Origin of the sequence: Microbacterium luteum, assembly GCF_015277875.1 — a bacterium.
GTDB lineage: Bacteria > Actinomycetota > Actinomycetes > Actinomycetales > Microbacteriaceae > Microbacterium > Microbacterium luteum.
This window is the reverse complement of sequence record NZ_CP063814.1, coordinates 2,448,483-2,468,439: the sequence shown is the minus strand read 5'-3', so window position 1 is coordinate 2,468,439 and position 19,957 is coordinate 2,448,483. Positions and strand designations below refer to the sequence as shown.

General features: G+C 71.3%; 15 protein-coding genes. 7 read left to right on the top strand and 8 right to left on the bottom strand.

The genetic code is table 11. From position 1 onward, the window contains the following. Positions 1 to 87 precede the first annotated feature (87 nt). The 4 genes from IM777_RS12170 to IM777_RS12155 are packed head-to-tail and all read right to left on the bottom strand — an operon-like array spanning position 88 to position 3,976. Entirely contained in the window at positions 88 to 1,647 is a 1,560-nt protein-coding gene (locus IM777_RS12170; RefSeq protein ID WP_194383553.1) for a PTS mannitol transporter subunit IIBC, read from the bottom strand. Then, on the bottom strand, positions 1,644 to 3,335 hold the full coding sequence (ptsP, locus tag IM777_RS12165) for a phosphoenolpyruvate--protein phosphotransferase (RefSeq protein ID WP_194383552.1): 1,692 nt from the start codon (positions 3,333 to 3,335) through the stop codon (positions 1,644 to 1,646). The genes IM777_RS12170 and ptsP overlap by 4 nt, the downstream gene beginning before the upstream one ends. A gap of 15 nt (positions 3,336 to 3,350) precedes the next feature. Then, positions 3,351 to 3,623 carry an HPr family phosphocarrier protein gene (locus IM777_RS12160; RefSeq protein ID WP_071044701.1) on the bottom strand — a complete coding sequence of 91 codons (273 nt, stop codon included), beginning with the start codon at positions 3,621 to 3,623 and terminating at the stop codon, positions 3,351 to 3,353. Beyond that, positions 3,620 to 3,976: a PTS sugar transporter subunit IIB gene (locus tag IM777_RS12155; RefSeq protein ID WP_071044702.1), complete on the bottom strand. Its 357-nt coding sequence runs from the start codon at positions 3,974 to 3,976 to the stop codon at positions 3,620 to 3,622. The genes IM777_RS12160 and IM777_RS12155 overlap by 4 nt, the downstream gene beginning before the upstream one ends. Before the next feature lie 150 nt (positions 3,977 to 4,126). On the opposite strand from IM777_RS12155, the gene IM777_RS12150 reads away from it, so the two are divergent. After that, a complete protein-coding gene (locus tag IM777_RS12150) occupies positions 4,127 to 6,049 on the top strand; it encodes a BglG family transcription antiterminator (RefSeq protein WP_228480785.1) in 1,923 nt (640 codons plus the stop codon). A gap of 920 nt (positions 6,050 to 6,969) precedes the next feature. Here the strand turns inward: IM777_RS12150 and IM777_RS12145 are convergent. Beyond that, positions 6,970 to 8,718, bottom strand: a complete 1,749-nt coding sequence (locus IM777_RS12145; RefSeq protein ID WP_194383550.1) for a phospho-sugar mutase — start codon at positions 8,716 to 8,718, stop codon at positions 6,970 to 6,972. A 41-nt stretch (positions 8,719 to 8,759) separates the two neighbouring features. Then, positions 8,760 to 9,593, bottom strand: a complete 834-nt coding sequence (locus IM777_RS12140) for a purine-nucleoside phosphorylase (protein WP_194383549.1) — start codon at positions 9,591 to 9,593, stop codon at positions 8,760 to 8,762. A gap of 82 nt (positions 9,594 to 9,675) precedes the next feature. On the opposite strand from IM777_RS12140, the gene IM777_RS12135 reads away from it, so the two are divergent. Together IM777_RS12135 and IM777_RS12130 are read left to right on the top strand one after the other, a co-directional pair. Next, the gene (locus tag IM777_RS12135; protein ID WP_194383548.1) at positions 9,676 to 11,124 is read left to right on the top strand and encodes an NAD(P)H-quinone dehydrogenase; all 1,449 of its coding nucleotides are present in this window, start codon (positions 9,676 to 9,678) and stop codon (positions 11,122 to 11,124) included. A 225-nt stretch (positions 11,125 to 11,349) separates the two neighbouring features. After that, positions 11,350 to 12,399 (top strand): alpha/beta hydrolase, encoded by a 1,050-nt coding sequence (locus IM777_RS12130; protein WP_194383547.1) that lies wholly within the window; start codon positions 11,350 to 11,352, stop codon positions 12,397 to 12,399. 4 nt (positions 12,400 to 12,403) lie between these two features. On the opposite strand, the gene IM777_RS12125 is transcribed toward IM777_RS12130, so the two are convergent. Both IM777_RS12125 and IM777_RS12120 read right to left on the bottom strand, forming a co-directional pair. Next, positions 12,404 to 14,173, bottom strand: a complete 1,770-nt coding sequence (locus tag IM777_RS12125; protein ID WP_194383546.1) for an acetyl/propionyl/methylcrotonyl-CoA carboxylase subunit alpha — start codon at positions 14,171 to 14,173, stop codon at positions 12,404 to 12,406. Between the two features lie 122 nt (positions 14,174 to 14,295). Beyond that, entirely contained in the window at positions 14,296 to 14,949 is a 654-nt protein-coding gene (locus IM777_RS12120; protein WP_194383545.1) for a Maf family protein, read from the bottom strand. Positions 14,950 to 14,980: 31 nt separating this feature from the next. Between IM777_RS12120 and IM777_RS12115 the strand changes: the two genes are divergently transcribed. From IM777_RS12115 to IM777_RS12100, 4 genes are read left to right on the top strand one after another with little or no spacing between them, the layout of a single operon-like run. Next, positions 14,981 to 16,267, top strand: a complete 1,287-nt coding sequence (locus tag IM777_RS12115; RefSeq protein ID WP_194383544.1) for a class I SAM-dependent RNA methyltransferase — start codon at positions 14,981 to 14,983, stop codon at positions 16,265 to 16,267. A 56-nt stretch (positions 16,268 to 16,323) separates the two neighbouring features. Continuing rightward, entirely contained in the window at positions 16,324 to 16,989 is a 666-nt protein-coding gene (locus tag IM777_RS12110; protein ID WP_194383543.1) for a response regulator transcription factor, read from the top strand. Then, positions 16,986 to 18,254 carry a sensor histidine kinase gene (locus IM777_RS12105; protein ID WP_194383542.1) on the top strand — a complete coding sequence of 423 codons (1,269 nt, stop codon included), beginning with the start codon at positions 16,986 to 16,988 and terminating at the stop codon, positions 18,252 to 18,254. Before IM777_RS12110 ends, IM777_RS12105 begins: the two co-directional genes overlap by 4 nt. Continuing rightward, positions 18,254 to 19,333, top strand: coding sequence for a hypothetical protein (locus IM777_RS12100; RefSeq protein ID WP_194383541.1), 1,080 nt, complete (start codon positions 18,254 to 18,256; stop codon positions 19,331 to 19,333). Before IM777_RS12105 ends, IM777_RS12100 begins: the two co-directional genes overlap by 1 nt. Positions 19,334 to 19,957 lie beyond the last annotated feature (624 nt).

The following is a 19,957-nucleotide window of genomic DNA, read 5'->3' as shown; positions in this document are numbered from 1 at the left end:
TGTTCCATCTGTGTCCGTCCTCGACCAGGGCCGAGGAAAAGCTGCGGGGCCGGGGGCGTCGCGCCGGCCCGGCCCCGCAGCGGTCGCTCAGGAGTCCTTCTCGTGCTGGTCGCGGACCAGCTCGACGACCTCGTCGTATCGCGGCGAGTTCATGAAGTTATCCACGGAGACGTGAACCGCGTCGGGCGTCTGGTGACGCGCACGGTCGGTGAGCTGGTTCTGCGTGATGACCAGGTCGGCGCTGGGGTCGAGGGCGGCGATGGCCTTGTTGGTCACCGTGACCCCCTCGATGCCGGCCTTCTTGATCTTGTTGCGCAGCACGCTCGCGCCCATCGCCGACGAGCCCATGCCCGCGTCGCACGCGAACACGATGTTGCTGATCTGGCGCTCGGTCACGGTGGCGGCACCGCCGTCGCCGTCGGCCTGGGTCGCCGCTCCGCCGCGCAGGTTGCGCAGCGCATCCGAGCTCTTGCCCTTGGCAGCCTCGGTCTGGGTGATCGCGGCGCCGAACGCGTCGTCGGTCGAGGCCATCGCGGCGAGGTCGCGCTTGCGCGATGCCCGCAGGATCACCGCCGCGATGAGGAAGGTCACCGCCGCCGACAGCACGACGGACAGGATCACCGCGAAGTATGCGCCGGTGGCGGTCTGCAGCAGCACCGCGATGATGCTGCCGGGGGCCGCCGGGGCGCGCAGGGCGCCGCCGAGGAGCATGTTCGTCGTGACACCGGTCATACCGCCGGCGATCAGCGCGACGATCAGCACCGGCTTCATCAGCGCGTACGGGAAGTACACCTCGTGGATGCCGCCGAAGAACTGGATGATCGCCGCACCGGGGGCCGATGCCCGCGCCGCGCCGAGTCCGAAGAACGTGAACGCCAGCAGCAGACCGACACCGGGACCGGGGTTGGCCTCGAGCAGGAACAGGATCGACGACCCGGTCTCGGATGCCTCCGTGACGCCCAGCGGGGTCAGCACGCCGTGGTTGATGGCGTTGTTCAGGAAGAACACCTTCGCCGGCTCGATGATGATGCTCGTCAGCGGCAGCAGGTTCATGTCGACCAGCCAGCTCACCGCGTTGCCCAGTGCCTGCATGAGCCCGTTGACCAGCCAGGCGATCGGGTAGAACCCGACGACGGCCATCACGAAGCCCCAGATGCCCGCGGAGAACATGTTCACGAGCATCTCGAAGCCGGCGCGGATCTTGCCGTCCCACAGGCTGTCGAGCCACTTCATCGTGTATGCCGCGAGCGGGCCGAGGATCATGGCGCCGATGAACATGTGCACCTGGCCGAGCTGGCTCTCGCCCTCGGGCAGCGTGGCGTTGAAGTTGGCCACGAGCAGGTCTGAGCCGGCGATCGCGCCCATCGTCGCGATGACGCCGACGACGCCGCCGCGCACGTTGTAGACCATCGAGCCGCCCGTGTAGGCGATCAGCAGCGGGAGGGCGTAGTGGATGAACGGACCGACGATGGTCGCGAGGTCGGCGTTCGGGGTCCAGCCGACCTCGATGAAGAACGCCGTGAAGATGCCCCACGCGATCAGCGCAGGGATGTTCGGCATGATCATGCCGGACAGGAACGTGCCGAAGCGCTGAACTCCGACGCGCGCCTTGCTGCCCGTGCTCGCGGGCGATGACGCCATTGTCATGGCTGTGTCTCCTTCTCTCGGTCCGCCGCGGTCTGCGCGGCGGTTCGTGCCGAGGCCGCGTCATCGGCGGCCAGGGCGGCTTCGGCGATGCGCACCGCATCGTCCAGGGTGTGCTCGAGCAGGGTCGCTCGAACGTCGGCAAGGGCTGTGGGCGCCATCGACAGGCTCGTCGCGCCGAGGCCCACGAGGACGGCGGCCAGGAGCGGGTCCGCCGCCGCCTCGCCGCAGATGCCGACGGGCTTGCGGTTGGCCTTCCCCGCCATGCCGACTTCGCGCACGAGGCGCAGGACGGCGGGGTGCCAGGGGTCCTGATACGAGGCGACCGATCCGAGCAGGCGGTCGGCGGCCATCGTGTACTGCGTCAGGTCGTTGGTGCCGATCGAGGCGAAGTCCGCGTGGCGCAGCACGCGGTCGGCCAGCAGCGCCGACGAGGGCACCTCCACCATCACCCCGGCGGTCTTGATGTCGTACTCACGGGCGAGGGTGACGAAGTACTCCGTCTCCTCGACGGTCGCCACCATCGGGGCCATGACCCACAGGTCGGCGGGGCCCTCGGGGGTGCGCCGGGTCGACTCGTGGGCTTCGGAGAGAGCCGTGAGCTGTTCGCGCAGGATGTCCTCGCTCTGGCGCAGCGCGCGCAGACCCCGCAGGCCGAGGGCGGGGTTGTCCTCGTGCGCGTCGTTGAGGAACGGCAGCGGCTTGTCGGCGCCGGCGTCGAGCATGCGCACGACGACCTTCTTGCCGGGGAACGCCTTCAGCAGCTCCGTGTACGACGCGCGCTGCTGCTCGACGGTCGGCGCCTGGCTGGCGCTGAGGAAGAGGAACTCGGTGCGGAACAGGCCCACGCCCTCGGCGCCGAGCTCCACGGCTTCGGCCGCCGCAGCGGGGCTGCCGAGGTTCGCCAGCAGCGGCACAGCGGTGCCGTCGGCGAGAGCGCCGGGGGTCAGCGGCGCGTTCGCGGCCTCCGCCCGCGCGCGGGCGCGGGTCGCGGCGCGGTCGAGCTCATCCGTGGTCGGCTCGGTGGTCACGACGCCGGAGGCGGCATCCACGATCACCGGCTCGCCGTCGACGAGGTTCTTCGCTCCGGATGCGCCCACGATCGCGACGATCGACTTCTCGCGGGCGAGGATCGCCGTGTGCGAGGTCGGTCCGCCTTCGGTGGTCACGAGGGCGAGCACCTTGTCGAGGTCGAGCAGAGCCGTGTCGGCGGGGGCGAGGTCCTTCGCGACCAGCACGAAGGGGTGCCCCGGATCCGGAACACCCGGCGCCGGCTCGCCGCGCAGCTGCGCGATGACGCGCTGGGCGACGTCGTCGAGGTCGGCCGCGCGCTCGCCGAGGTAGCCGCCGAGGGCGGTGAGCTGCTGCCGGAACGAAGCGAACGCGTCGTGCACCGCCCACTCGGCTGTCTTGCCCCGGGAGAGCCGGTTGTCGATCTCTTCTTCGAGGGTCGGGTCCTCGGCCATCATGGCCTGGGCTTCGAGCACCTCTTGAGCGGCACCGCCGGCCTCCATTCCGCGGGCCTCGAGCTCTCGGGCGACCGCGCCGACGGCGTCCCGGGCCCGGGTGGTCTCCTCTTCGACGCTGAGGGTGCTGGGCGCATCGTCGGGGGCGGGCAGCGGCGGCGCCATGCGGGCCACGGGCCCCTGGGCGACGCCGAGTCCGATGCCGACTCCTCGCAACTGTGTCATCCGGAATCGCCTCGCTTACGCGTCGTGATCGGTCGTGAGCAGTTCCGAGAGCGAGTCGAGCGCCGCTTCGGCGTTGTCGCCCTCGGCGGTGAGGGTCACGTAGTCGCCCTGCTCGACGCCCAGGGCGATGACGCCGAGGATGCTCGCGGCGTTCACGGGAGCGCCGGAGTCCTTCGCGATCGTGATCGGCAGACCGGTCTGCTTCGCCGCCTGCGCGAACAGCTTGACGGGGCGGGCGTGCAGCCCGTGCGCGGAAGCGACGCGGACGGTGCGGCTGATGGCGGTCATGAGTGATCCTCTCTGATGCGCGTGTGCGCGAACACGGTGTCGTGAGGAGTCCCGGCGACCGCCTCGCGCACGAGCGCGAGGGTGCGGCTGGCGTCCTTGTCGGCGTAGACATCGGGCGGCATGAGCGCGACGATGCTCCCCACGTGGGCGGCTTCCGCCCGGATGCGGTCGAGGTCGTCGTGCAGGTGGGGTCCCACCATCACGAGATCGGCCGTCTCCAGATCGATCGGGAGGGACTGTGCGGTCGCCGCCGTGGCGGTGACATCCACGCCCTGCTCCCGCGCCGCCTGGCGCAGACGCTGAACGATGAACGTGCTCGACGCGCCCGCGCCGCACACCACCACGATCCTCATCGACCACACTCCTCGCTGATTCTTCGATTCTGAGGATTCCCTGAGCGCGTGACAACCAGTCCTTCTTCCGCCCGGCAGGAAAGGCGCCGCCTTCCGCCCGGGAGGAAGGCGGGCATGGAAGACTTGCCGGTGACGAGGCGAGGAGCGACGTTGACCAAGGCACGACAGGATCGCCTGCTCGGCATCCTGGTGCGGGACGGCCAGTGGGCCACCGCGGCGACCCTCGCCGACGCTCTCGGGGTCACTCCGCGCAGTGTCCGCAGCTACGTCACCGCGGTCAATGCGCGGGTGCGTGGCGGAACCGCGATCGAGTCGGGGCCGCAGGGGTACCGCGCCGGACCGGATGCGGTGGCCGCGCAGCGAGCGGGGGCGGGCTCCGATTCCGGCACCCCCCGAGATCGCCTTCATCGCCTGGTGCGGCTGCTGCTCGACGACCCCGACGGCGTCGACGTCTTCCAGACCGCGGACGACCTGCACGTGAGCCCGGCGACGCTCGAGGCGGACCTCGCGCGAGTGCGATCCCTGCTGGGCGGTACCGAGTTGACGCTGGAGCGTTCCGCCTCGACCGCACGACTGCGCGGCACCGAGATGGCCCAGCGGCGACTGCTCAGTCGCCTCGCACACGACGAGATGGACGCCGGCGCGTTCGACCTCGAGGCGCTGCGGCGCACGCTCGGCGACGAGTCCGTCGGAGCGCGGGCGTTCGGTCCGTTCAAGGACGATCTCGTCGGAGAGCTCGGCACTCTCGGCTACTACGTCAACGAATTCGGGATCGCCGACGTCGTGATGCACATCGCCATCGCGGCCGACCGCGTGGCGCAGGACCGCGGGCTGGATGCGATCGCCCACGATGCGCAGGAGTCGCATGAGGCGGTCGAGGCGCTGATCGGACGCCTGGCGGAGCAGCATCTCGGCGTGACGCTCGGTGCGGGAGACCGGTTCCACCTTGCGACCCTCGTTCTCACCCGCGTCGTGGCGCCCGGTGCATCGGCGCCGTCGGTGCGCGGGCGCCTGGACCCCGAGGTGGAGCGGGCGGTCCGCGAGATCGTCGAGCGGGCCGCCGCCCAGTTCCTCGTCGACATCGCGCACGACGACTTCATCCTTCGCCTGGCGCTGCACGTGCAGAACCTGCGGGCGCGGGCGAAGGAGCAGGCGTGGTCGCGCAATCCGCTCACCCGATCGCTCAAGTCGACCTACCCGATGATCTTCGACGTCGCCGTCTTCATCGCGAGCGGCCTGAACACCTCTCTCGGAATCCCGCTGCTCGACGACGAGATCGCCTACATCGCGATGCACGTCGGAGGACGACTCGAACGGAGTCGCCGCGCCGACCAGCTGCTGACCGCGACGATCGTGTGCCCCGGGTACTACGAGCTGCACGAGCTGCTCCGATCGAGCGTCGACCGATCGCTCGGACGTGCGATCGAGGTCGTCGGGGTCGAGACGCGCGCCGATCCGGACTGGCGCTCGATCGACACCGATCTCGTGCTCACCACGATCGATCCGCCGACGCCGAACGACCGGGTCGTCCGCGTGCAGCCGTTCCTCACCGAGAGCGACGTGGAACGCGTGCAGGCCGCAGCCGGTCGCGTGCGCCGGGGGCGGCGCCTGGCCCGACTGCGCGCCGACATCGAGCGGTACTTCGATCCGTCGGCTTTCGTGCGCGGGCTCGACGCCGGCGCGGGGGAGGAGGGTGTCATCCGGGCCCTGGGCGGGCGGCTCGTCGAGCTCGGCGTCATCGACCCGGAGTACGTCGACCGGGCGATCGAGCGCGAGCAGCTCTCGTCGACCGCCTTCACCGACGCCCTCGCCGTGCCGCACGCGATGGGCATGACCGCGTCGCGCACCGCCATCGCGATCGGCATCGCGGACCCGTCGATCCCGTGGGGCGACGGGCGCGTGCAGGTCGTTGCCCTCGTGGCCTTCTCGGAGAACGATCGAGAGGCCTTCCAGACCGTCTTCGAGCAGTTCGTCGAGGTCTTCAGCGAGCGTGAGAGCGTGCACCGCATCGTGCGGCGCGGCACCGACTTCACGCCGTTCCTCGACGAGCTCGTCGCCGTCATCGACGGCTGATCCACCCATCTCCGCCGCTCGGGCCCCGCTCCGGCCGCCGCCGCCCTTCCTCACGGGCCGCGGCCGCCCTGCTCCCGCATCCGCCGCCCGGTCTCGGCCGTGCAGCCGGCATCGGCCGCGCCGCGCCGGCCGCCCTGGCATCGGCCGAGCCGCTTCGCACCCCTGCCAGCTGTGCCCTAACTCAGGCTGCGCGGCCGTCATCCAGGCCGACACGCCGTCGGAGGAGTTCCTGAGCCTGAGTCGCGGCACGGCCGACGGCAAACGCCGCGCGACGCCGGGCGCTCCCGCTGCCGGGCTTGTTCGGCCAGGGTCCCGCGCCCGGTTCGTTCTGTCCGCCGCGCATCCCCTGCCAGCTGTGCCCTAACTCAGGCTGCGTGGCCGTCGATCCGGTCGACACGCCGTCGAGAGCGCCTCTGAGCATGAGTCGCGGCACGTGGTCGACGGTGAACGCCGCGCGACGCCGGGCGCTCCCCGCTTCCGGGCCTCTCCGCCCGGGACCCCGCTCGCCCGACTTGTCCCGTGCCGCAACTCAGGCTGCGCGGGCTTCACCGAGGGCGACACGCCGATGGCCTGGGCGCTGAGCCTGAGTTAGGGCCCGACCGGCCGATCGGTAGTGCGTCTGAAGTTGCGAGGCCTTCAGCCCTACCTGCCCCTCACGACCCACCGCCGGGCTTGCCCGGTTGTCCCGCGTTCTGCGCCGGGGCGGCCTGTGACGCAGCTCAGGCTGCCGCGGCCGTCACGGGCTCGACACGCCGACGGCGGAGCCGCTGAGCCTGAATCAGGGCACGTGGATGCGGGCGAGCGTCTCAAGCGCGCCGCGACGCAGGGCGCCTCAGGCCGCATCGCGGCACCACCGTCTCAAGCGCCCCACCGCCCCAGGTCGCCCCACCGCCCCAGGTCGCCCCAGGCGCCGGGGCGGCTCAGGCGAGGCTGTCGAGCAGCGCGCGGGCGCCGTCGGCCAGCGCGCGAAGGCGCGACTGCGCGTCGGCGGATGACTCGGCGCGCACATCGAGGTAGACCTTCAGCTTCGGCTCGGTGCCGCTCGGCCGCACGATCACGCGGGATCCGTCGTCGAGCCACAGCCGCAGCACGTCGCCCGGCGGCAGGCCGTCGACGCCCTCGAGCAGATCGTCCACCTGCTCGATCGGCACGTCTCCCACGGTGTGCGGATGCTGCTTCCGCAGCGCCGACATCATCGCGCCGACCGCCGCGACGTCGTCGGTGCGCACGGAGACCTGATCGCTCGCGAACACCCCGAAGGTCTCGTCGAACTCCGCCAGCAGGTCGCCGAGCGTGCGGCCTTCGCGGCGCGCATCGGCGGCCAGCCCGAGCACCGCGATGGCGGCGGAGATGCCGTCCTTGTCGCGCACCGTCTCCGGATTGACGAGGTAGCCGAGCGCCTCCTCGAATCCGTAGACGATTCCGGGTGCCCGCGAGATCCACTTGAAGCCCGTCAGCGTGGCGTGGAAGTCCAGCCCGTGCGCGTCGGCGATCGCCTTCAGACCAGGCGAGGAGACGAGCGAGCACGCCAGAGACGGCCGCGCGGCCGCTGCCCCACCCTCGCCCTCGCCGCGTGCCGTGACCAGGCGGGCGGCGCGCCAACCGAGCAGCAGCCCGATCTCATTCCCCGTCAGCCGCCGCCACCCGCCGTCGGGGTCGGGCAGTGCGACGGCCAGTCGATCGGCGTCGGGGTCGTTCGCGATCACGAACTCGGCGCGCGCCTCGTCGGCCGCGGCGAACGACAGGTCCATCGCCCCCGGCTCCTCCGGGTTGGGGAAGGAGACGGTGGGGAAGGATCCGTCCGGCTCGATCTGCTCGCTCACGACCACCGGCGCCGGGTATCCGGCGCGGTCGAGGATCGCCGACAGCGTCTCCCATCCCACGCCGTGCATGGCGGTATACACCCAGGTCATCCCGTCCGCGCCCGCCGGTGCGGGAGCGACAGCGGCCGTCGCTTCGATGTACGCGTCGACGACGTCTTCGGATGCCGTTTCGAATGCCAGCGAGCGGGGGAGGGCGGCGATGTCACCGGCGTCGGCGACGCGCTGGATGTGCGCGGCGATCTCGGTGTCCGCGGGGCTGACGATCTGCGACCCCTCGTCGTCGCCGCCGAGATAGACCTTGTAGCCGTTGTCGTTCGGCGGGTTGTGGCTGGCGGTGACCATCACCCCGGCCGCGGCGTCCAGATGGCGCACGGCGAAGGCGAGCACCGGCGTCGGCAGCAGCCGCGGGAGCAGCACGGCCCGGAGGCCTGCGCCCGCGAAGATCTCCACGGAGTCGCGCGCGAAGACGTCGGAGTTGCGACGCCCGTCGTACCCGACGACCACGAGCGGAGCGTCGGGCCGGAGTGGTGCCGGCTCAGCGACGTCGTCGGCCGCGGCATCCACACCCGCCCGCTCGGCGAGGTAGGCGGCCAGCCCCGCGGCCGCCTGGACGACGAGCACGCGGTTCATGCGGTTCGTGCCCGCCCCGAGCTCGCCGCGCAGGCCCGCCGTGCCGAACGCCAGCCGTGTCGCGAACCGGTCGTGCAGCGCATCGAGCGCATCGGCATCGCCCACCTCGGCGCCCTCGAGCAGTGCGCGCAGCTCCGCCCGGGTGTCGGGGTCGGGGTCCTGGGCGAGCCACGCGCGGGCGCGCTCGAGCAGATCTTCGTGTGCGGTGCTGTCCATGGCGGCCTCCTCGTCGCTGGGAACAGAGCTCTCGTTCGGCGTCACAGGGCCGCCACGACCCGCGCCAGCAGGTCGCTGATGACGGGCTCGGCCTCGCGGCCCGCTTCGATGACCTCGGCATGGCTGAGCGGGGTGGTCTGGATGCCGGCGGCCATGTTGGTGATCAGCGAGAACCCGAGGATCTCCATGCCCGCCTGACGCGCCGCGATGGCTTCGAGGGCAGTGGACATGCCCACGATGTGCCCGCCGATGGCCTTCGCCATCTGCACCTCGGCGGGCGTCTCGTATTGGGGGCCGCGGAATTGGCAGTAGACGCCTTCGTCGAGGCTCGGGTCGATGCGGCGCGCGACATCGCGGAGCCGCGTCGCATACAGATCGGTGAGGTCGATGAACGTCGCCCCCTCGAGCGGGGAGGCACCGGTGAGGTTGATGTGGTCGCTGATCAGCACCGGCTGCCCGGGGTTCCAGGTATGACGGATGCCGCCCGCGCCGTTGGTGAGCACCATGGTCTTCGCGCCGGTCGCCGCGGCCGTGCGCACGCTGTGGACGACGCGCCGCACGCCGTGGCCTTCGTAGAAGTGGGTGCGGGCGCCGATGACCAGCACTCGGCGCCCGTCGGCGGTGAGGATGCTGCGGAGGGTGCCGACGTGGCCTTCCAAGGCGGGCTTGCTGAATCCGGTGACCTCGGGCGCGGGGATGGTCGCGGTGGTCTCGCCGATGAGGTCGGCGGCTTTGCCCCACCCGCTGCCGAGGGTGAGGGCGATGTCGTGCGAGTCGACACCGGTGAGCCGAGCGATGTCGGCGGCGGCGGCCGCGGCGACCTCGAACGGGTCGGTGTCCGGGTCGTCGAGAGGATTCAGGGGCTCATCGTGCATGCCCCCACTCTAGGAACGTGCCCACGGTCCCGCCAGGAACCGGCGTTCGTGGCGCGTCCTCGGGACTGGAACAATGGGTGGCATGTCGTTGAGCTTCGAGCAGACCCAGAGCGTGGCGATCATCGGCGGCGGCCCCGGCGGGTATGAGGCGGCGCTGTCCGCTGCCCAGCTCGGCGCCGACGTCACCCTCGTGGAACGGGCCGGTGTCGGCGGGTCGGCGGTGATCACCGATGTCGTCCCGTCGAAGTCGCTGATCGCGACCGCGGATGCGGCGGTGGCGATCTCCGAGGCCGGTGATCTGGGCGTGCAGCTGTTCGCCAAGGGCGCCGACGGCAAGCCGCTCAAGCCCGAGATCGCGATCAACCTCGCGGCGGTCAACCGGCGCCTCCTCTCTCTCGCCCGTCAGCAGTCCGACGACATGCGTGCGCAGCTCGCCGAGGCGGGCGTGCGCATCATCAACGGTCACGGTCGCCTCGAGGGCGATTCCGCCGTGGTCGTCTCGACGGGCCCCGGCGGCACCGACTTCGACCGCGTCGAGGCGGACACGCTCGTCGTGTCGGTGGGAGCGTCGCCGCGCGAACTGCCCACCGCCCGCCCCGACGGCGCGCGCATCCTCACCTGGACGCAGCTGTACGACATGAAGGAGCTGCCCGAGCACCTGATCGTCGTCGGCTCCGGCGTGACCGGCGCCGAGTTCGCCTCGGCCTACATGAACCTGGGGTCGAAGGTCACGCTCGTGTCGTCCCGCGATCAGGTGCTTCCCGGTGAGGATGAGGATGCGGCGGCCGTGCTCGAGAAGGTCTTCAAGCGCGGCGGGATGACCGTGCTGTCGAAGACCCGTGCCGAGAAGGTCGAGAACACCGGCGACGGCGTGCGCGTGACCGTCTCGGGCGGGCAGGTCGTCGAGGGAAGCCACTGCCTGCTCGCGGTCGGATCCATCCCGAACACGAAGGACATCGGTCTCGAGGGCGCGGGGGTGCAGATGACCTCGTCCGGCCACATCCGCGTGAACCGCGTCGCCCGCACCTCGGTGCCCAACATCTACGCCGCCGGCGACTGCACGACGTTCGTCCCCCTCGCATCCGTCGCCTCGATGCAGGGGCGGCAGGCCGTCTTCCACGCGCTCGGCGACGTGGTGATCCCGCTGGAGCAGCGGCGCATCACGGCGAACATCTTCACCGCCCCCGAGATCGCCACGGTCGGCTACTCGGAGCAGGACATCGAGAACGGCGTGATGCGCGGCGTGGTGCACAAGCTGCCGCTCGCGGCGAACCCGCGCGCGAAGATGCAGGGCATCAAGGACGGCTTCGTGAAGATCATCGCCCGGCAGGGCAGCGGCACGGTGATCGGCGGTGTGATCGTCGCGCCGAAGGCATCGGAGCTGATCTATCCGCTGGCGATCGCGGTGGAACGGCGCCTCACCGTCGACCAGGTCTCGCGGGTGTTCGCGGTGTATCCGTCGCTGTCGACGAGCATCACGGATGCGACGCGTGCGATGCACATCGTCGACCGCAGCGAAGACGAGGACTGACCCTTCCCGCGAGTCCCGTCCTCCGGTCGTTGAGCCCGCGAACCCCTTCCTCCGGTCGTTGAGCGAGCGCAGCGAGACGAAACGTCGCCACGTTTCAACGTCGGAGATTCGGCCCGACGTCGGAGAATATCGGACGATTCATCCGACATCGGCGTGATTCTCCGACGTCCAGGGTGGTCAGGCCACGTCGGTGGCGATAGGCTCCGGGCGTCGGAGGGGGACCGGGTGATCGACGCCGCGCTGCTGCAGCTTCCGGAGGGGGCGCACGATGTCACCGTCGTGCGCGAAATTGACGGCCTGAGCTACATCGATCCGGATGATCCGGCGATGCCGTCGTACCGGGTCATCGCGAACAATCGCCAGCCGGTCGCGCTGCGCGACATGATGATCCTCCCCGTCCGCACGGGGTACATCGGTGCCGACCGGCTGAAGCCCGACCCGGCGCTCATCCCGCCCACCGGTGAGCAGGCAGTGCCCGACGTCGACGAGACGACCGTCTACCTGCCGGTGCGTGATGGTCACGTCAGCGCGCAGGTGTACCGGCCGCAGGCGGCGGCTTCGGATGCGGTCCTGCCGGTGATCCTCTATGCGCACGGTGGCGGGTTCACCGTCGGCTCCGACTTCGACACGGCGTACATCACCCGCCGGCTGGCGCGGGACAACACGGCGGTCGTCGTCTCGACGAACTATCGGATGGCGCCGGAGTACCCGTACCCGACGCCGCTCGACGATGTCGCCGACGTCTATGCGTGGCTCGTTCGCGAAGCCGGACGTGTGGGCGGCGACCCCGCGCGCGTGGTCGTGGCCGGCGATTCGGCGGGGTCGAACTTCGCCGCCGCGCTTGCGCTGTACGCCGGCGCGCACGACCTGCCCGCGCCGGCCGCGGTCATCATGCTCGGTGCGTTCGCCGACTTCACGCAGGAGCGCTGGCCCTCGTTCCAGGCGCAGGCGCCGCGGGGCATCGTGTACGACAGCGCCTTCTTCGCGTTCATCCGGAGCGCCTACCTGCCGACGACGGCGTGGACGGATCCGCTGGCGAGCCCGATCTACGGCGACCTGCACGGCTATCCGCCGCTGTTCCTGGCCACCGGAACGCACGACCCGATCATCGATTCCGCCCGCGCTTTCGCGTCGCTCGTCGCAGACGCGGGGTCACCGGTCGATGGATACTGGCCCGACGGCATGCCGCACGGCTTCTACTTCTTCCCCGGCGTGCATTCCGAGGGCGATGTCGCGTTCGAGCGCTGCGCCGCGTTCCTCGCCGAGCACCTGTAGCGCGTCAGGCGATGGTCATCAGCTGGTGACCGGCTGACACGGTGGTGCCGGGGTCGGCGTTGACGGCGCCGATGACGCCGTCCTTGTGGGCCTGGATGGGCTGCTCCATCTTCATCGCCTCGAGCACGACGATCAGGTCGCCCTTGACGACCTCCTGGCCTTCAGCGACGGCGACCTTGACGATGGTCGCCTGCATGGGTGCCTTCACCGCGTCGCCGCTGGCGCCTCCGCCGGAGACGGTCGCGGCGTGCGAGCGGCGCGAGGGCGGGGCGACGGCCGGGCGGCCCGTCTGCGGGGCGGATGACACGACCCGGTCGGGCAGGCTCACCTCGAGGCGCTTGCCACCCACCTCCACGACGACGGTATGGCGCCTTTCGTCGGGCTTCGGTGCATCCGGTTCGCCGTCCCACGCGGGGATGTCGTTGACGAACTCGGTCTCGATCCACCGGGTGAACACGCCGAACTCCCCGTCCTCGGCGGTGAAGGCGGGGTCGCTCACGACCTTGCGGTGGAAGGGCAGCACCGTGGGCATGCCCGCGACCTCGAACTCCTCGAGCGCGCGGCGGGACCTCTCGAGGGCCTCGGCGCGGTCGCGGCCGCTCACGATGATCTTGCCCAGCAGCGAATCGAACGCACCCGACACGGCGTCGCCGGCGGTGACGCCGGAGTCGAGCCGGATGCCCGGACCGCCGAAGGTCTTGAAGACGTGGATGGGACCGGGCTGCGGCAGGAAGTTGCGGCCGGGGTCTTCGCCGTTGATGCGGAACTCGATCGCGTGACCGACCGGCTGCGGGTCGTCGTATCCGATCTGCTCGCCCTCGGCGATGCGGAACTGCTCCCGCACCAGGTCGATGCCGGTGACCTCTTCGGAGACCGGATGCTCCACCTGCAGGCGCGTGTTCACCTCGAGGAACGAGATCGTGCCGTCGGCACCGATGAGGAACTCGCACGTGCCGGCGCCGAGGTAGCCCACCTCGCGCAGGATCTTCTTCGACGCGTCGTAGAGGATGCGGTTCTGCTCCTCGGTGAGGAACGGTGCCGGAGCCTCTTCGACGAGCTTCTGGTGGCGGCGCTGCAGGGAGCAGTCGCGCGTGGAGACGACCACGACGTTGCCGGCGGAGTCGGCGAGGCACTGGGTCTCGACGTGGCGCGGCTTGTCGAGGTACTTCTCCACGAAGCACTCGCCGCGGCCGAACGCGGCGATGGCCTCGCGCGTCGCGGACTCGAACAGCTCCGCGACCTCGTCGAACTCGCGCGCGACCTTCAGGCCGCGCCCGCCGCCGCCGTAGGCGGCCTTGATGGCGATCGGCAGCCCGTGCTCGCGGGCGAAGTCGATCACCTGCTCGGCACCGTCGACGGGTCCGGGGGTTCCCGGCGCGAGGGGAGCGCCGACCTTCTCGGCGACGTGACGGGCGGTGACCTTGTCGCCGAGGGCCTCGATGGCCTCCGGCGACGGGCCGATCCAGGTGAGGCCCGCCCCGATGACGGCGCGGGCGAAGTCGGCGTTCTCCGCGAGGAAGCCGTAGCCGGGGTGCACCGCGTCGGCACCGGAGCGTCGTGCGACGGAGAGGATCTTGTCGATGGAGAGGTAGGTCTCCGCGCTGGTGGATCCGTCGAGGGCGTATGCCTCGTCGGCGAGGCGCGCGTGCAGGGCGTCGCGATCCTGGTCGGCGTAGACGGCGACGGAGGACTTTCCGGCGTCGCGCGCGGCGCGGATGACACGGACGGCGATCTCGCCGCGGTTCGCGATGAGGACCTTGGCGATACGAGGCATGGATTTCAGCCTACCGACGGCCTCCGTGGTGGTTTTGACCGGTTCGTACAAATCCCACGAAGAAACGTGGTCTTCCTCGTACAACGTTCGTCGGGCATCCGTCGCGCCAGGATGCCCCCGCGTCACTGCGCGGCCGGGGCCCAGAGGTCGGGCCACGCCACGTCGAGCTCGCGCACGAGGTGCCGCAGGGTCGACAGCGACATCCCCACCACCGTCGACGGGTCGCCCGCCACGCGCGTGATGAACGGCGCGCCGAGGCTGTCGACCGTGAACGCGCCGGCGACCAGCAGCGGCTCCCCGGTCGCGACGTAGGCGTCGATCTCGGCGTCGGTGACGTCGTCGGCGAAGGTGACGGATGCCTCGGCGACGGCGTGGGCCTCCCGCGGCGCGATACCGGGCGCGAGCCGGAACACCGCGTGACCGGAGTGCAGCACACCGGTGCGTCCGCGCATCCCGCGCCACCTCGCCGTGGCGTTCTCAGGCGTGTAGGGCTTGCCGAGGATCTCGCCGTCGAGCTCGAACATGGAGTCGCCGCCGATGACGATGCCGTCGAAGTCGGGCTGCTCGGCGGTGAGCCGGGCTGCGACGTCGGCCGCTTTGCGGCGCGCGAGGAGGAGCACGTGCTCGTCGGGGGAGAGGGTGCGATCCTCGCCGGCCTCCACGGCGGCGACCACGGCCTCCTCGTCGACGTCCGGCGCCGCCGTCTCCGGCGAGATGCCCGCCTGGCGCAGCAGCATGAGGCGGGCGGGCGAGGTCGAGGCGAGGCACACGCGCATGCCACGACGATAGCTGTGACAGGCTCGAGGCATGGACGTCGGCAGCATCCTCGACCTCGACATCACCGGCGTCGCGCACGGCGGCGTGTTCGTCGCCCGCCACGAGGGCCGCGTGGTGTTCGTGCCCGACGCCATCCCGGGAGAGCGCATGAGGGCGCGCCTGACCGAGACGTCGAAGAAGTCCTTCTGGCGTGCCGAGGCGCTCGAGGTCCTGGATGCGGCGCCGTCCCGCCGGCCGCACGTGTGGGGGCCGGCCGACATCGACGTGCCGCCCGACGAGCGCCCCGGCGGCGCCGACTTCGGCCACATCGAGCTGGATGCGCAGCGCGCGCTCAAGCTCGACGTCGTGCGCGACGCGCTCGCGCGCATCGGCCGCCTCGACATCCCGGCGACGATGTCCGCGGCCGCGCCGCTCCACGACGATGCCGGCGCGGTGCTCGCCGAGGAGACGCCCGACGGCACCGGATGGCGCACGCGCGTGAGCCTGCACGTCGGCGACGACGGACGGGTCGGGCCCTACGCACAGCGCAGCCATCGCATCGTTCACGTCGACTCGCTGCCGCTGGTGACGCCGGCACTCGAGCGCGCCCTCGAGGGCGTCCGGTCCGCACAGCCGGGCCGCATCGACCTCGTCCAGCCCGCCGACGGCCGGGTGCGCGTCGTGCCGCGACCGGCCGGACAGCGCTCCGACGCGGCGCGCGAGGTGATCCTGGAGCAGGCGGCAGGGCGATCGTTCCGGGTGGATGCCGGCGGCTTCTGGCAGGTGCATCGCCTCGCCGCCCACACCCTCACCGAGGTCGTCTCGCAGCGCCTTCGCGAGGTCGCCGGCGACGAACCGGCCGTGGACCCCGACGGGTGGCACCTCGACCTCTATGGCGGCGTGGGGCTCTTCGCCGCGACCCTGGGCGGCTTGGGGGGAGAGGGCGCCCGCATCACGTCGGTGGAATCGGACGAACGGGCGACCGAGCACGCCGGTCGGAACCTCGCCGACTGGGTGGGAGCCCGGCCCGAGACGGCCAGGGTGGACCGGTGGGTGTCGGCACTGCGCGCATCCGCGACCGAGCGTGAGCGCCAGCGCCTGGCCCGAGGCGTGGTGCTGCTGGATCCGCCGCGATCGGGGGCCGGACGCCAGGTCGCCGAAGACGTCGCGGCGCTCGGACCGCGCACGATCGTGTACGTCGCCTGCGATCCCGTCGCCCTCGCCCGTGACCTCGCGACCTTCCGCGAGACCGGGTACGTCACGGACCGTGTCGACGCGCTCGACCTGTTCCCGAACTCGCACCACGTCGAGGCCGTCGCTGTACTGCGACACGAGTGAGGGCGAGCGGCCGCCCCGACCCCGCGATGGAGCGTTCTCACAGGTAAGGTGATCGCATGACACGGGTGGCGCTCATCGACGATCACGAGTCGGTGCGGCTCGGTCTCGAGGCCGGCTGCGCGCGCGAGGGATCGGCGAGCGTGGTGTTCTCCGGCAGCACCGTCACCGATTACCTCTCGTGGCGGCAGGAACAGCAGGTCTCACCCGCCGACGTCGTGGTGCTCGACCTCACCCTCGGCGACGGGGCGACCGTGACCGAGAACGTCACGCGACTGGTCGCCGACGGCTCGAGCGTCATCATCCACAGCGTCGCGGATCGCCCGGCTTCCGTGCGCGAGGCGCTCGCCGCCGGGGCGGCCGGAATCGTCAGCAAGTCCTCCCGCATCGACGATGTGCTCCACGCGGTCTCCAGCGTCGCGCAGGGCGAGCCTCTCAACAACGTCGAGTGGGCGAGCGCCGTCGAGGGCGATCGCGCCTTCGCCGACGCTCAGCTCTCGGCCCGCGAGCGCGACGTGCTGCGCCTGTATGCGGCGGGTCTGCCGCTGAAGGTCGTCGCCGAACGGCTCGGGGTCGCCTACTCGACGGCCAAGGAGAACATCACCCGAGTTCGCATGAAGTACGTCGACGTCGGACGCCCCGCGCCGACGAAGATCGACCTGCTCCACCGCGCCGTCGAAGACGGGCTGCTCGACCGCCACGCCGACCGCGAGACCTCGCCGTGACCTCACCTCGCCTCCGCACCGACACCCCTGTCGCCGTCGACGAAGCCTGGGGACAGCTCCCGCGCCTGCGGGGGACCGATCCCGATCTGGGGTCGTTCACGCGCCACCGCATCGAGCGGGTGCTGCAGATCGCCATCGCGCTCGGCTCGGTCTTCCTGGGTCTGCAGGGATTCGTCACCGCCATCGGGACCCTCGCCACGGGCACCGTCGCGCAGAACGCCCTCGTCGTCGTCACCTTCGGCAGCCTCGTCGCCATGCTCGTGGCGTGCGTGCTCGACCGAGCGGTGAGGATCACCGCCGGCGTGTTCATCGGCGTGTTCGCCGTGGTGCTCATCGCCTTCCCGATCGTCAACGTCGGTCTCTACACATCCCCGACCGAGCAGCCGTGGATCTGGTTCCTCATCAACGTCGCCACCGTGTCCAGCGTGCTGGTCTTCCCGCTGCCGGCGCAGATCGCCTGGACGATCCTCGCGCCCCTGATGTTCGGTGTCATCCGCCTCATCGGGGGAGCGTTCGACCCGTCGTTCTGGCTGTCGCTCGGGCTCGACGTGTCGTTCGCGCTCATCCTCGGCGGGGTGCTGCTCACCCTGGGGTGGCTGCTGCGATCGATCGCGACGAACGTCGACGAGACGCGTGCTCGTGCCGTCGACTCCTACGCGCGGGCCGCGGCCGCCGACGCGGCCGAAGACGAGCGCGTGGCCGTCGCGGCCCTCATGCACGACAGCGTGCTCGCCGCCCTCATCGCCGCGGAACGCGCCGACACCCCGCGTGAGCAGGCGCTCGCGGTGTCGATGGCGCGCGAGGCGCTGACGCGTCTGGCCAACACCGACCGTGACGCGAGCGAGGGCAGCGACGCCGCGCGCACGCCCGACAGCATCGCCGATGAGATCGAGGCCGGTGCGCACGAGATGGGGGCGGATGTCACCGTGCGCCGTCGAGTCGCGACAGACGCCGGCGAGATGCCCGGCCGCGTTGCCCGCTCGATCGTGCTGGCCGCGACGCAGGCGATCTCCAATTCGCTCCAGCACGCCTCGGCGTCGGGCCTGGAGGTCGTGCTCGAGGCCTCGGGAGACCCCGCCGGGATCGTCGTGGAGATCCGGGACGAGGGGGCCGGTTTCGACGTCGGCGCCGTGCCGGATGACCGTCTCGGCATCCGCGCGTCGATCATCGCCCGCATGGCCGCTGTCAGCGGAAGCGGCGTGGTCAGCTCGGGTGCCGACGGCACCCGCGTGCGGCTCGAGTGGGCGGGGCTGGTGTCGGCGTGATGAGCGTGCGGAACATCCTCGTCGGCCTCGCGCTGGCCTTCACTGCGTACCTCGCGGCGCGCGGCCTGTGGTGGACCGAGCCTGTGCCGCTGCCGTGGCTGCTGGTGGTCGCGCTGTTCGTCTATCTCGGCACGACGTGGCTGGTGGTGCTGTGGGAGCCGCGCAAGGTCGAGGCCGTGGGAACCGAGCCGATCCCCGAGGTCGACGGCGATGGCGTGGACGAGGCGCTGAGCGCCGCCCGTCGCACCGGTCGCCTTCCCGCCTGGGCCGCCGGCCTCGCGCTCGGGGCCGCGATCGTGGTGCCGAACGCGCTGTCGGTGGCCGTCGGCCCCGATCATGTCACCGCCCCGTACGCCACGTGGTACCTCGGCGGGATCGGCGCCCTGATGGTCGTGGTCATGGTCCGTCGACGCCCGTGGGTCGCGTGGCTCGGCGTCATCGCGCTCGGCGTGACGGCCTCGGTGTGGATGGGGCCGGTGACGGCGCTCGGCCTCGGACTCGTGGGCTCGGTGGTGTGGGTCGCCGTGGCGCAGATGCTCATGCTGTCCTTGGACCGCGCGGCGCGCGACACGGCTCAGCTGACCACGCTGCAGCGGGCGGCATCGGGTGTGGAGGCTTCGCAGAGCGTGCGGCAGCGCGAGCGTCGCACGAAGGTGCAGCGCGCGCTCGCGATCGCGGGCCCGGTGCTGATGCGTGTGGTCGCCGAGCGCGGCCGTCTCACGGAGGACGAACGGCTCGGCGCGCGCATCGCCGAGGGCAGCCTCCGCGACGAGCTGCGGGGACCACGGCTCCTCGACGACGACGTGCGGGCCGAGCTCGAGCGACTCCGGCGCCGCGGCTCGACGGTGACGGTGCTCGACGAGGGAGGCCTCGACCGCGTCGACGAGGTGACGCTCTCCGTCATCCGCGGCCAGCTCGCCGAGACGCTGCGGGAGGCCACGTCGGAGCGCCTGTACGTGCGCACCTCGCCGCACGAGAGCGTGGCCGTGACGGTCGTCGGCCGTTCCGGCGCCGGCGCCGCGCTCTCCGACGAAGACGCCGTGGACCTCTGGCGCGAGATCGCCCACCCCCGCCGCTGACTCCACCGCGCGCCACGGACGCCCACCGCTGACCCCTACCGCGCCGCGACCACCGCGCGGCGGCCGAACCGGTCGCGTCTGTGCCCGCGCCGCCGTGAACAACGCAGGAGATATCCGCGTCGCGGGAGCCTGGGGGCCCGGATCTAGGGCAGCCGCGCCCGAATCTCCTGTGTTGTTGACCGGCGGTCGGCGATGCGCGTCACGCGGGTGGTCGTCACGGCGGACCGGCGCGACGCCAGACCAACGTCGGAGCCGCCGCGGCGCGGTGTGAACAACACAGGAGATATCCGCGTCGCGGGAGCCTGGGGGACCGGATTTAGCGCAACCGCACCCGAATCTCCTGTGTTGTTGACCGATGGCGGTGCGGCCGCCGGTGGCGGCGCGGCCGCGTGCGGCGGTGCCGCGCGGGCGAAGGCACCGCGGACCGAGAAGAGGCGGGGAGCGGCGTTTCCGCCAGCTCCCCGCCTGGGCGGACGATTACCCGAAAACCGTCCGCAGGGGCCGACCCGACGAGTCCGCGAAGCGGAGGCGGGACAGCCGAACGCCGCAGCGTTCCAGCTCCTCCAGTATGCGCCGCGCGCAACACGCCGTCTGTAGGTATTTCGGGGGACACGCCGGCAGGCG

Excerpts from the sequence above, each read along its gene's own strand:
- IM777_RS12160 (WP_071044701.1), bottom strand. The coding sequence starts at position 3,623 with ATGACCGCCATCAGCCGCACCGTCCGCGTCGCTTCCGCGCACGGGCTG.
- IM777_RS12170 (WP_194383553.1), bottom strand. The coding sequence starts at position 1,647 with ATGACAATGGCGTCATCGCCCGCGAGCACGGGCAGCAAGGCGCGCGTC.
- IM777_RS12120 (WP_194383545.1), bottom strand. The coding sequence starts at position 14,949 with ATGCGCGTGTGCCTCGCCTCGACCTCGCCCGCCCGCCTCATGCTGCTG.
- IM777_RS12155 (WP_071044702.1), bottom strand. The coding sequence starts at position 3,976 with ATGAGGATCGTGGTGGTGTGCGGCGCGGGCGCGTCGAGCACGTTCATC.
- IM777_RS12125 (WP_194383546.1), bottom strand. The coding sequence starts at position 14,173 with ATGCCTCGTATCGCCAAGGTCCTCATCGCGAACCGCGGCGAGATCGCC.
- IM777_RS12145 (WP_194383550.1), bottom strand. The coding sequence starts at position 8,718 with ATGGACAGCACCGCACACGAAGATCTGCTCGAGCGCGCCCGCGCGTGG.
- IM777_RS12115 (WP_194383544.1), top strand. The coding sequence starts at position 14,981 with ATGGACGTCGGCAGCATCCTCGACCTCGACATCACCGGCGTCGCGCAC.
- IM777_RS12110 (WP_194383543.1), top strand. The coding sequence starts at position 16,324 with ATGACACGGGTGGCGCTCATCGACGATCACGAGTCGGTGCGGCTCGGT.
- IM777_RS12135 (WP_194383548.1), top strand. The coding sequence starts at position 9,676 with ATGTCGTTGAGCTTCGAGCAGACCCAGAGCGTGGCGATCATCGGCGGC.
- IM777_RS12100 (WP_194383541.1), top strand. The coding sequence starts at position 18,254 with ATGAGCGTGCGGAACATCCTCGTCGGCCTCGCGCTGGCCTTCACTGCG.
- ptsP (WP_194383552.1), bottom strand. The coding sequence starts at position 3,335 with ATGACACAGTTGCGAGGAGTCGGCATCGGACTCGGCGTCGCCCAGGGG.
- IM777_RS12140 (WP_194383549.1), bottom strand. The coding sequence starts at position 9,593 with ATGCACGATGAGCCCCTGAATCCTCTCGACGACCCGGACACCGACCCG.